This window comes from Bifidobacterium sp. UTBIF-68, from assembly GCF_006408855.1.
Classification (GTDB): domain Bacteria; phylum Actinomycetota; class Actinomycetes; order Actinomycetales; family Bifidobacteriaceae; genus Bifidobacterium; species Bifidobacterium reuteri.
The window spans coordinates 1-12,542 of record NZ_JFAN01000032.1 but is presented as its reverse complement, the minus strand read 5'-3'; the positions used below and the strand labels follow the sequence as shown (position 1 = coordinate 12,542).

The following is a 12,542-nucleotide window of genomic DNA, read 5'->3' as shown; positions in this document are numbered from 1 at the left end:
TGCAATGGAAAGAACACTGATACTGGTTCCCAATCGCAGTTTCTATTTTTTTAATCAATTAGAGCTCCCTAATGTTGTGATTTCTCCCGTGTTCCGTTTGGTTCATGGTGCATCGCAAATTGCATGGAAATCATTCAGAAAGCTGAATCTTAGTGCCAGCTCATTATTCTACGAGGACTGGTATAAAGATTTACGATCGTTTTCAAAGATCATAGTTTTTGATATGGCGGCATGGCTTGACAACGCTTTAATGCGTAATATCAGCAAGCATAAGAATTCTTCGGCGCGATGCTATTTGTATTCATGGAACATTGTTCGCAATGAGCATGTCGTTTTGGATCATTTCGCATCATGTGAGAAGTATGGTTTTTCGTATTATTCGTATGACTATAGCAACTGTAAGCAATATGGGTTCCATTTCAATACAATTATGTATGATGAAAATCTTCATCTATTATCTCATCCTCTGACGTCAGATATCTTATTTTTGGGCTTCCTCAAAGACCGTAAAGAAAATATGCTTGCTTTGTACAATCTAATTTCCGGTGCAGGAATGACTCCAGAGTTTGTTGTCGTTGAAAATAGTGCTCAACATGATAATTTGCCGTTCACTGTAAAGCACTCTTATGTGAATTATATGGATTATCTGGATATGGTTTCACGTAGCAAGGCGATTCTAGATATAACTCAACAAGGGCAGAATGGTTTCTCCATGCGAGTTATGGAAGCCATTTTTTTAAATAAAAAGTTGGTGTCGACCAATACGGCATTGTTGTCAGCTGATTTCTATGATCCTAATAACATATTAGTTATTGATTTACAGAACCCAGATAAGGAATTGTTGACCATGTTCTTGCAATCAGATTTTCATCTATATGATGAACAGATAAAACGTTATTATTCCGTCAGCTCATGGATTGATCGTTTCCAACAGTGATGGTAAAAAACTAAAATGGCGAAACATGGTAAACGACATATTTGGAATATACATCCCTCTGCAGGAGCGAAATCGGCTGTTGCATATACGTTCGCTTCCTTGTTCTCTAAGGGGTTGGCGTTTGTTACAGTACCTATCTTTACTCGTATCATGTCGACCTCAGAGATGGGTACTGTCAATCTATATAACTCGTGGCAAGCGATACTTACTGTTATAGCGACCCTTTCGTTAACCTATGGTGGATATATGGTTGCGCTCAAGGAGTACGAACACGAACGCGACCGGTATGAATCATCGGTATTGACACTAACGACGTTTTCCTCTCTTGTTTTTTTTGCAGTGTATTCTGTAGCTCCGGATTTTTGGAGCCGTATCCTTGGCCTCGATAAGTCGCTTATCTTACTGATGCTGGTAGGTTTCCTCTTGTTGCCTGCTACAGAATTCTGGCTAGCAAGACAACGTTATGAGTATAAGTATAAAGCCGCTACTTTGGTAACTATTGGATCGGCGATACTGGCATCTGCTCTTTCTGTACTTGCCGTCCTGTATATGCGTGAGAGCGGGAGGACTGCTGAGGGGCGATTGTTTGCTAACTATGCTGTGTTGTATGTTGTTGCTCTTGTGCTATGGATATACATCATGGTGCGTGGCCGCAAGTTTATTGTTATGCGGTATTGGAAGTTTTCTCTTGCTCTGAGTGTGCCCTTGATTGCAAACCAGTTTGCCACGCAGATTTTGAATAATTCTGGTCGTGTGATGATTGGATGGTTTGTCGATAATTCCGCTGTTGGTATTTATGGCACACTATCCTCGGTAAGTACGGTTTCCGCAATTGTGTGGTCGGCTATTAACTCTTCATTCATTCCATTTCTATACCGAAATATAGATGATTCTGAAGGTAAGAAGAGAGTTAGGAGCCTCTCTTCATTTTTGTTGCTTTCTTACGCTGCAATGTGTGTGTTGATAACTTTTTTGGCTCCTGAGGTGGTTAAGATTATTGCTACAGATGAATATATGGCTGCAATTTATATTATGCCGCCAATTTCAGCAGCGATTTTCCAGAATGCAATTTCAAATATGTATTCCAATGTTCTACTGTATCATAAGAAATCATCATATATTATGATAGCTTCAATTTGTGGTGCAGTACTCAATATTGTCCTTAATGCCATTCTTATTCCTCTGTTTGGTTATCAAGCTGCTGCTTATTCCATGTTGATTGCATTTGTTTTCCTGTCATATGTTCAGATGCGAATATCAAGGAAATTGCATTTCACCATCACGAAAACCCGAGAGACTGTTTATGACGATAAGATTATTATCGCTATACAGTGGTTAATGATTGTTCTTTCGGCGATTGCAATTCCACTTTATCGTTTCACTGTTGCTAGATACGTTGCGGCATTTGTTCTTATGGTCGCATCCTTGTTCTTCTATATGAGAATCAGAAAATCCATCTAAATATATAAAAGGATATGTTATGTTTGAGAAATTAATGACTCATTTCCGCAGTGCAGAGAAGAATGCGGAACATTATCGGAAAATGGGATTGAAACTGGGGAAGGGGGGCGAGATTTTGAATGGATGGGATTTCGGTAGTGAACCGTATCTGATTGAAATCGGTGATAATGTCAGAATCACATCCGGTGTAAAGTTCGTAACTCATGATGGAGGCGTATGGGTGCTTCGCCACATGTATCCTGAGCTATCCGACGTTGATCTATTTGGGAAAATCCATATCGGCAACAATGTTCACATAGGCTTCAACGCCATTATTATGCCGGGAGTGTCTATTGGCGATAATTGCTTAATTGGATGTGGAGCTATTGTCACACATGATATTCCTGCAAATTCCATTGCAGTTGGTGTCCCGGCTCGAGTAATCGAGAGTATCGATGATTACAAGGCAAAGCATATGGATGATTTTATGCACACAAAAAAGATGAGTGCTGATAAGAAAAAGACATTCGTTCTTCATCATCTGGAATAACAACTATTATAAATGTATTAATCTGATGGAAAATACAGCGATTAGTCTCTCCTCCAGTGTCTCAAGTCAATTTATAAGTTGAGGTTTGATATGGATCACAATATTCTTATTACTGGTGGTGCAGGATTCATCGGCTCCGCCATCGTCAATCGCCTTCACAGCAAAGGCGATTGGGATGTGACGGTGCTGGACTCCCTGTCTGAGCAGATTCACGGCAGGGAGCCCGAATCCTCGTATCTGTATCGTTCCATCCAAGGCAAGTGCCGTTTCATTCGTGGCGATGTGCGCGATTTGAATGCCATGCTGGATGCGATAGACGGTGTCGAGTATGTCATTCACTTGGCAGCTGAAACTGGTACCGGACAGTCCATGTACGAAATAAACCGGTATAACGAGGTCAATATCATGGGCACCTCGAACCTGTTGCAGGCCATCTCTACGAAAGGCAAGGCCAGCACTGTAAGCAAAATAGTGCTGTCTTCCTCTCGCTCGGTCTACGGAGAAGGCAAATACAGCTGCCCTAACTGCGGATTCGTGAACCCATCCTCCCGTACAGGGGAGCGAATGCTCGCCGGTGACTTCAACCTGTACTGCGATTCCTGCGGTGCCAAACTCACTTTGGTGGCCACTACCGAAGATACTCCGGCCAAGCCGCGTTCCCTCTACGCGTTTACGAAGTTGGCGCAGGAACAGATGCTCGCCACAATGTGTCCGGCACTCGGCATTGATTACACAGTGTTCCGCTTCCAGAACGTGTACGGCGTCGGTCAATCCCTTGACAATCCTTATACGGGCATTCTCTCGGTGTTCTCTACAAGGATGCTGCGCAACCAGCCCATCAACATCTTTGAAGACGGGCTGGAGAGCCGTGATTTCGTCAACGTGAAGGACGTCGCCGCGGGCGTGGCCGCCTCGCTCACCCATCCGGAGAGCAACGGGGAAACCATCAATCTCGGCAGTGGCGTGAACACTTCGGTGATTGACATCGCGAACATCCTGAAAGACGCCTATGCAAGCTCCAGTGAAATCAACATCACCGGTGATTTCCGCATCGGCGATATCGCACACAACAAGGCGGACATCACCAAGGCCCGCACCCTGCTCGGATTCGAGCCGTCCATCAGCCTGCATGACGGGCTGAATGCGTTCTGCAAGTGGGTAGGCACGGAGACGGTGGGCGATAACGGCTACGAGCATTCCCTCGAAGAAATGGAACATGCTGGCATGTTCGTCCGCAAACAGCATTGAGCGCGTTTATGACCGGCCGTCTTTTTCGGCAGGCAATTCCGACTCGCATGTCAGCTGGTACGTTTTTCATCCATGTGTTTTTGGAAATCGTCATTGGTATTCTTGGGCGTGAAGGTTCCTTTGTGGAATGGCAATGGTTTATAAGCCTCGTCATTGTGCCTAGAAGTCCACGATTACCTTTATCGCTTCCATTAAGAACAGCAAATAAACTCCATCACCGAATCACCTAGTACGATTCGCTGAATAGGCGGTATTCTGTACACAGAAGAGGAGAGCACAACATGGTCGCAGGTCATTCAAACATCAAACGAATAATGCATCGCATCAGTGAGGAATGCCGATCTACGGCGGAGATCGCAAGGCTGACGTCATGGCCGGAGGCGTTGGAGACCTTCATAGCCAAAGTGGATATTCAGGTGATGAACCGCAACGGGTTCAAGGAGCCTCCGGAGGTGCGCAAGCGTCTGGTTTGCAAGCACGAGATCCTCATGAAGTACTTCGAGAAGCGCTATGGCCGCTTCGCCGACGAATATGACTTCCATGCGCCTATGCCGCAGAGTGACCCCGCTCTTGAAGACAAGATTTGGATGTGCTGGTGGCAGGGTCTCGATCAGGCTCCCGAGATTGTTAAACGGTGCGTGGAATCCATCAAAAGTAATGCTGGCGATCGTGAAGTCATTATCATCACTGATGAGAACTACGAAGGCTATGTGCACATCCCCCAGTGGGTGAAGGAGAAGCAAAAGGCCGGCATCATCACTAGGACGAATCTTTCCGACCTGTTGCGGTTGTCCCTGCTTGCGGAGCACGGTGGTCTGTGGTTGGATTCCACGTTCTTCTGCACCGGCCCGCTCGAACAGATGACGTTCGCTGAGCCTGTGTGGTCGATTAAGCGCCCAGATTATCTGCATTGTTCCATCGCACAAGGGTATTTCGCAGGGTATTCGTTGCAATGCGATGTGGATCATCGTTGGATGTTCCGGGCCATCCGCGACTTTTTCCTCGAGTATTGGAAGACGAATGATTTCATGGTGGACTATCTGATGGTCGACTACATGATCGTCATGGCGCAACGTCATTGCGTCGAGATCGCTGACATGTTTCTGGCTATCAAGCCGAATAATCCGCGATGTGATGACTTGTACAAAATATTGGGTAACGCGTACGAAGACAATCAGTGGAAGGCGTTAACGTCGCAGACATCCCTGTTCAAGCTAACCTGGAAACAGAGTTTCCCGCTCACGGTGAAGGGTCGTCAGACGTTCTACGGGAAACTACTCGATGGATCATTGCCATTACAGCGCAGGGGATAACCACATGAGAATGAGAGCTATTTTTTTGAAGTGCAATTCACAACATTTTCTGTAATCGTCCTGTGTATGCAGTAATACACCATTATTTATGGATGAGATGATCCATAAACATTCCACATCAGGATATCTTCTGGCTGCCCGTGGAATCCTATTGTGACATGTTGGTACTTTCGGTGGTGTATGGATGTATTTGTTTCAGTGTTTCAGTAATGATAATGATCATGGTGTGCAGTCGCAAGTGGACTAATGTTTGGTGTTGGATAATAAGCGATCTTGCTTATATGCGACAAAATACAAAAAATATAGTATAACAAAAGGAATGGTTATGTCTTTTTTGAGGCTAACGAAGAATGCCCTGCGCGTATGGAAAATGCGCTCTGACTTTATCAAAAGGACAGGTATTCAGGTAGGTAAGAATCTTGACCTGCGTCTTCCCCAGTATGTTCATTGTGCAAATACGGCTGTTTTAGGTGATAATTGTCGGCTGTACTGCTGGGATTCATCGCATGGAAAGAAATTCGATCACGAGCCTGAAATTCGCATTTGTGAACGAGTGCGTGTGACGAGAAATCTAACCCTACAGTGTGCATCCCGCATCATTATTGAAGATGATGCATTGCTTGCTTCCGATTGTGTCATGATTGATTACGATCATGGCAAGTCTCCTCTCACTGATTCATATGTTATGAATCAACTTGAATTGACTGATGGAATCCGTATTGGACGTGGTGCTTGGATTGGGAATAACGTAATCATAGTAGGGGGGGTTGAAATCGGAGAAAAAGCTATAATCGGTGCCGGTTCAGTGGTAACTAAGTCGATTCCACCATATTCTATTGCAGTGGGGAATCCTGCGCGTGTGATCAAAAGATATGATTTTGATTCGGGTGTGTGGGTCAGTCGGAAGCTATTGGATTCGTAGACAGGAGTAACATACAGTCTCATATATGGCATTGCTGGTAATCGTATGAGGTAGTCTGATTGTTTAGCCCTTGTTGTGAGATGGGATGAACAATCATCCCATCTCACTCAGCGATTCAGTCATGATAACGTATTGTTTCGGAGTAGGCATAATACAGGGTTAATTGTTATATCGAGTAGTTTAATAGATAACATTGATTGGTTTGACTTAAATATTATGTTATTTTTTAGAAAAAGAACATGTTTGATAAGCAAAAACAATTGATAATAATAGGTAATGGATTTGACCTGCAATGCGGTCTTAAATCGAAGTTTGTTGATTATTTAGATTTCAGAACAAAAGAGAGAGGAGATTATCCGTGGGTTAGGTATTCGCAGAATCATAGTAAACTGTCAATCGATGCTAATAGAGCGCAAAATGCGGTGAATAATTCAGCAATAGTACCTTTCTTGTGGGACATAGTATTCTCAATAGAGTTGGAAAATAATAATTGGGTGGACGTCGAATATACGATTCAGCGCTGGGTCACCGATGACAAGCAAATCGGAATCTTGATTCAAATAGCCAAATTGACATTTGGAAAAATGATGCCTTTAGTGAAGCCAAATATTGAAGAACGATATTATATACAAATGTACCGTAATATCTCAATCTCAGAGTTCCGTGGTTTTCTTTTTGAACACTTAAGGCGATTGGAGGCGGATTTCAAGGATTATCTTAAAGGAATTGCTGAAGGACTTGCATATAAGGATAATGCGTCAAATTTATACGATATGCTCGCTCGTCAGCGGCCATGGTGTTCGGTTGACTATCCTGTTGAAACAGATGTATTGTCATTTAATTACACGAGACCTCTGCATTTTGAGCAAAATGGCTCAAAATATCCACTCAATAGTCTGGTAAATATACATGGCAAACTTGAAGATGATAACATAATCTTTGGCTTTGACATCGCTGATATTTCTTCATCTGATTATAGTATATGCCAATTTACAAAGACCATGAGGCTTCTTACCAGATATTTCGATGGTTCAAATTTTTCTTCTATTTTTCATAATAATTATGATTATATAAAAGTATATGGTCATTCCTTGAGTGATCCAGATTATTCATATTTTGAGAATATATTTGACCATAATCATTTGATTGATTCCAATGTGATATTAGTTTTTTACTATCCCTCTGATAAAAATAAATTAAAACGTAACTTAGTGTCTGATATCTATAAATTGTTCAGACACTACGAAAGCAGAAAAGGACTTGGTTTTTCATTGTTGCATAAATTGGTAATGGAAAATCGTCTTTACTTAACCGCTTTGGATATATATTGATTGTGATCAATGAGTTTTATTAATCCAAGCATATCCTTTTTATTAAGCAATGATGTTTGGCTATTGAGCCTATGCGGCCATAATAATATATAATTAGATGGATGATGATTGATTATGTTTTATAAGTCTATTTATTAGTGTTTTTTCATTTTCTTTCATACTGTATTAAGTTTTATTCGACATTGATTGTTTCCAGTTCTGCAATCCGACCGATACGGTTCTCTTTAACACGTTGATTATATGCAGACAAAGTCTATTGGCGGTAAATAGTTTGTCAGTTTACTCATTAATACTATTATTGGTTGCATGTTGTAATATGACTTTGTTTGCTTTCGTTATATGTCGATGCTATCGAGACGTTTTGGTAGTGTAGCTTGTATGGTTGATGAAGTTTTTGTTCCGAAGAATATTATTGTGACTGGTGGTTGTGGGTTCATCGGTTCGAATTTCGTGCATTACGTGTACGAGAATCATCCGGACGTGCATGTGACCGTGTTGGATGCGTTGACGTATGCGGGCAATCTGGAGAACATCAGGGGGATCCTGGGCGACCGGGTGGAGTTCGTGCATGGGAACATCTGCGACGCGGAGCTGTTGGATAGGCTGGTTCCGGGTCATGACGCGATCGTGCATTACGCGGCGGAGTCGCATAACGACAATTCGATCGCGAACCCGGAGCCGTTTTTGAAGACGAACGTGGAGGGCACGTTCCGTCTGCTGGAGGCGTGCCGCAAGTACGGTGTGCGCTACCATCACGTCTCCACCGACGAGGTGTACGGGGACCTGGCCTTGGATGATCCGGCGAAGTTCACGGAGGAGACCCCGTACCATCCGTCCAGCCCGTATTCGTCGACGAAGGCGTCGTCGGACCTCTTGGTGCGCGCCTGGCATCGCACGTTCGGCATCCGCGCGACGATCTCGAACTGCAGCAACAATTACGGCCCGTTCCAGCATGTGGAGAAGTTCATCCCGCGTCAGATCACGAACATCCTGGAGGGGCTGAAGCCGAAACTGTACGGCAACGGCCTGAACGTGCGTGACTGGATCCATACGGACGACCATTCCACGGGTGTGTGGACGATCCTGACCAAGGGGCGCATCGGCGAGACGTATCTGATCGGCGCGAACGGGGAGAGGAACAACCTGACCGTATTGCGTGACATCCTGACCGTGATGGGCAGGGATCCGGATGATTTCGACTGGGTGAGGGACCGTCCGGGCCATGACCGCCGGTACGCGATCGACTCGACCAAGCTGCGGACCGAATTGGGCTGGAGGCCGAAGCATACGGACTTCCAGAAGGGCCTGGAGCGGACCATCCAATGGTATACGGACAACCGCGCCTGGTGGGAGCCCGCCAAGGCGGCCACCGAAGCCAAATACAAGCAACGAGGACAGTGAGACAGGGGTGATGCGGGCGGCGGGAATACACTGCCTCCCGTGTTTGTCGTTAGCCGGGTGGAGAGATACACTGTGAAGGACGAAAGGAGGACGGATGGCATCGTTGACTGATTTGTATGCGGTCGAGGAGAATTCGCCTGAGGGTGATTATCTTCGCATGTGCGATGCGCCTCTTCCTCAGGATGTGATGGACTACCTGCGGACGGTGGAAACGGAATCACTGGAGGATTCCGTCCGTTTGTTGTATGCCTGATTCGGAGGCATTCCCCATGCTGGACGGAAACCCGCTCGTAGACTTCCGCTTTGTGCGTAAGGGCGATGAGCGTGGTTTCCCGTCGTTCACCTGCACGGTGCCGGTTCCGTCGAACCGTGAGATCGATGGCAGATGGGTCAAGGGCGAGTCTTTGCACCCGTATCCTTGGGAATTGTTGGTGCAGCGGCTGATTCGTCATAGCGCCTTGTATCTGAGTTCGGACAACTGGATACGGTTGGCGTCACCGGTGCGGGTCTCATCGCCACGTATTGCGCAGTCGCGCGGAAATCGGTTGATGTGTTCGAGGTCGCCATCATTGCGGTCTCTTCGTCATATCAAGGTAGGGGTCTGGGGCGTGATGCGTTGGCGGATGCGATACGATGCGCGCGTGCTCAATCGGCGAGGGATGGCGTGCAGGCGAAATCCGTGGCCTATGTCGATACTCGCAATGAGCGGAGTGCCCGTCTGTTCCATGATTTTGGTTTTGAACCGGTGAAAAGGCTCGATCCGGACCGACGCGGCAATGTGTTCGCGGTTTGGGTGTTGAAATGATGTTTTGGTAAGGAAAGGAATTGGTGATTATGTCGTTTGAGTTTGAGAAGGATCTCCGGGTCACGGAGACGAATATCCCTGGCCTGCTGGTGTTTGATCTGCCTGTGCATGGTGATAATCGTGGCTGGTTCAAGGAGAACTGGCAGCGTGCGAAGATGCTGAAGCTGGGTCTGCCGGATTTCGGTCCGGTGCAGAACAACATCTCGTTCAATGCGACGAAGGGCGTGACGCGTGGCATCCATGCGGAGCCGTGGGACAAGTACATCTCGATCGCGGCGGGTTCGATCTTCGGCGCGTGGGTGGACCTCAGGCCGGGGGAGTCGTTCGGCCAGGTGTATACGACCCGTCTGGACCCGTCGAAGGCGATCTATGTGCCTCGTGGCGTGGGCAACAGCTTCCAGGCGTTGCAGGATGGGACCGTGTACACGTATCTGGTGAACGCGCATTGGAGCCTGGAACAGAAGAAGACGTACACGTTCGTGAACCTCGCGGATCCGGAGCTGGACATCCAGTGGCCCATCCCGTTGGAGGAGTCGGAGCGCAGCGAGGCTGACCTGCATCATCCGATGCTCAGGGACGCCAAGCCCATGAGTCCGAAGAGGACCCTGGTGACCGGCTGCAACGGCCAGCTGGGCCATGCTATCCGCGCGTATGCGGAGGCGCATAATCTGGAGGGCTTCGAGTATACGGATATCGACGAGTTCGACTTCTCCGACCCGACAGCCTATGACAGGTACGATTGGAGCCTGTACGGCACCATCATCAATGTCGCAGAACAGGCTTCTGATGATTGCAAAGATGCCGGCGATGTCGCTCGCGCCTGGAGAACCAACGCTCAAGGGACTGCGCTTCTTGCTCGTGCAGCAGGAGAACATCACATCACACTGGTGCAGGTAAGTTCGGAAAGCGTATACGGGCAGAACACGGATGATGACGTGATCGCTCCTGTGGACCTCTACGCGCAGACCAAAGCAGCGGGCGATATTGCCGTCGCTAACATCCCTGAACACTATATCCTGCGTTGTAGTGCATCCGCACAGGCGGATACTCAGCGTCTTGCATGTGAGATATTCCGTTTGCTGGACACCCATGCGGCATATGGAGTATATGATCTGAAGTAGTAGCGCCGTATTGTTCGTTGATACGTATCGAAAGAAGAAGTAAGGGACATCATGAAAGGCATCATTCTCGCTGGCGGCTCCGGCACCCGTCTCTATCCGTTGACCACGGTCACGTCGAAGCAGCTGCTTCCCGTGTACGACAAGCCGATGATTTACTACCCGCTGAGCGTGCTCATGCTGGCGGGCATCCGTGACATCCTCATCATTTCCACGCCGAAGGACCTGCCGAACTTCGAGCGTCTGCTCGGCGACGGCTCCCACTACGGCGTGCACTTCAGCTACAAGGTGCAGCCGAGCCCCGACGGACTTGCCCAGGCGTTCATCCTCGGCGAGGAGTTCATCGCTGGAGAACCCTGCGCCCTGGTGCTTGGCGACAACATCTTCTACGGCAACGGCCTCGGCAATACGCTGCGCGCAGCCGTGAAGAAGGCCGAGAACGGTGAAGGCGCAAGCGTCTTCGGCTATTACGTCGATGATCCCGAGCGCTACGGCGTGGTCGAGTTCGACGAGAACAAGAAGGCCGTGAGCATCGAGGAGAAGCCGAAGGAACCGAAGTCGCATTACGCTGTGACCGGTTTGTACTTCTATGACGAGCGCGTCACCGAGTTCGCCAAGCAGGTCAAGCCCTCCGCGCGCGGCGAGCTGGAGATCACCGACCTCAACAAGATGTACCTTGAAGACGGCACCCTCAACGTGCGCACGCTGGGCCGTGGTTACGCTTGGCTGGACACGGGCACCATGGACTCCTTGTACGAGGCCGGCGAGTTCGTCCGCACCGTGCAGCGCGCGCAGGGCCTGCCCATCGCCATTGTGGAGGAGATCGCCTACGAGAACGGCTGGATCAGCAAGGACGAGCTCCTCGAATCCGCCCAGCGCTACGGCAAGAGCCCTTACGGCAAGCACCTCAAGGATGTGGCGGACGGCAAGGTTGTTGTCATTCCCAACGACTGATTGATTCCGCGCTTCAACTCTGCTGTTCTTCAGGCGGGTACATCTTGGGTGGCGTATAGCAGCCTAAGATGCACCCGCCTTCGTTATGCGCGCCAATAAGGTGGCAACTCTGCCGTCTGATGCTTTATTCTGTGAGCATCGTGCCATATCGTTCGGTTAGTCCTCTGTCCACGCGTTCGAATTCGGGAATGTAGCTGTCGATGATGGTGTGCACGAGTCGTTGAGCTCGATCCTCATCATAGATGTGTGCGGAATCGTTGCGATCCCGTAGCATGCGAAGCCAGAGGGACTCGTCCATGAAATCATAGTATTGGTACGCTGTCTTGATGACGTCCCGAGGAGATCCTGATGCGGATACCGGGTCGCCTTCGTATGCAAGCAATGCCTTGAGCAGCTTCCAGCCGAGTTCAAACTGAAGTTCGAATTTGTCGATGATTCCGCTTTGAATGAAGTCGTTGCTCAGGTCCTGTAAAGGTGCAGGTTTCAGGGAATCCAATGCTGAGGCATAGTTCTCATATTTTTT

At 47.7% G+C, this 12,542-nt stretch carries 12 protein-coding genes and 1 pseudogene; 12 read left to right on the top strand and 1 reads right to left on the bottom strand.

Features of this window, described 5'->3' with window-relative positions; genetic code table 11:
• Positions 1–4: 4 nt before the first annotated feature.
• The 12 genes and pseudogenes from BW14_RS09445 to rfbA all read left to right on the top strand — a co-directional run bounded on the left by BW14_RS09445 (position 5) and on the right by rfbA (position 12,019).
• Positions 5–937: a hypothetical protein gene (locus BW14_RS09445; RefSeq protein ID WP_140490396.1), complete on the top strand. Its 933-nt coding sequence runs from the start codon at positions 5–7 to the stop codon at positions 935–937.
• Between the two features lie 15 nt (positions 938–952).
• Positions 953–2,398, top strand: coding sequence for an oligosaccharide flippase family protein (locus tag BW14_RS09440; protein ID WP_140464732.1), 1,446 nt, complete (start codon positions 953–955; stop codon positions 2,396–2,398).
• A gap of 19 nt (positions 2,399–2,417) precedes the next feature.
• On the top strand, positions 2,418–2,927 hold the full coding sequence (locus BW14_RS09435) for an acyltransferase (RefSeq protein ID WP_140462589.1): 510 nt from the start codon (positions 2,418–2,420) through the stop codon (positions 2,925–2,927).
• A gap of 90 nt (positions 2,928–3,017) precedes the next feature.
• Positions 3,018–4,175: an NAD-dependent epimerase/dehydratase family protein gene (locus tag BW14_RS09430; RefSeq protein ID WP_140462590.1), complete on the top strand. Its 1,158-nt coding sequence runs from the start codon at positions 3,018–3,020 to the stop codon at positions 4,173–4,175.
• 314 nt (positions 4,176–4,489) lie between these two features.
• Positions 4,490–5,488 carry a capsular polysaccharide synthesis protein gene (locus BW14_RS09425; protein WP_258185214.1) on the top strand — a complete coding sequence of 333 codons (999 nt, stop codon included), beginning with the start codon at positions 4,490–4,492 and terminating at the stop codon, positions 5,486–5,488.
• 325 nt (positions 5,489–5,813) lie between these two features.
• Complete coding sequence (locus BW14_RS09420; protein ID WP_181161737.1) at positions 5,814–6,410, top strand: DapH/DapD/GlmU-related protein; 597 nt, start codon at positions 5,814–5,816, stop codon at positions 6,408–6,410.
• A 239-nt stretch (positions 6,411–6,649) separates the two neighbouring features.
• Positions 6,650–7,741 carry an AbiH family protein gene (locus BW14_RS09415; protein WP_140462593.1) on the top strand — a complete coding sequence of 364 codons (1,092 nt, stop codon included), beginning with the start codon at positions 6,650–6,652 and terminating at the stop codon, positions 7,739–7,741.
• A 378-nt stretch (positions 7,742–8,119) separates the two neighbouring features.
• Positions 8,120–9,142, top strand: a complete 1,023-nt coding sequence (gene rfbB / locus BW14_RS09410) for a dTDP-glucose 4,6-dehydratase (RefSeq protein ID WP_140462594.1) — start codon at positions 8,120–8,122, stop codon at positions 9,140–9,142.
• Between the two features lie 94 nt (positions 9,143–9,236).
• Positions 9,237–9,395 carry a hypothetical protein gene (locus BW14_RS12040; RefSeq protein WP_181161736.1) on the top strand — a complete coding sequence of 53 codons (159 nt, stop codon included), beginning with the start codon at positions 9,237–9,239 and terminating at the stop codon, positions 9,393–9,395.
• 225 nt (positions 9,396–9,620) lie between these two features.
• Entirely contained in the window at positions 9,621–9,947 is a 327-nt protein-coding gene (locus tag BW14_RS09405) for a GNAT family N-acetyltransferase (RefSeq protein ID WP_140462595.1), read from the top strand.
• Positions 9,948–9,976: 29 nt separating this feature from the next.
• A pseudogene (locus tag BW14_RS09400) lies at positions 9,977–11,062 on the top strand (dTDP-4-dehydrorhamnose 3,5-epimerase family protein); the annotation flags it as partial.
• Positions 11,063–11,119: 57 nt separating this feature from the next.
• Complete coding sequence (gene rfbA / locus BW14_RS09395; RefSeq protein WP_140490392.1) at positions 11,120–12,019, top strand: glucose-1-phosphate thymidylyltransferase RfbA; 900 nt, start codon at positions 11,120–11,122, stop codon at positions 12,017–12,019.
• Between the two features lie 124 nt (positions 12,020–12,143).
• Here rfbA and BW14_RS09390 read toward each other — a convergent pair.
• Positions 12,144–12,542: HI0074 family nucleotidyltransferase substrate-binding subunit (locus BW14_RS09390; protein ID WP_219847191.1), on the bottom strand; the 399-nt coding region annotated here is incomplete at its 5' end.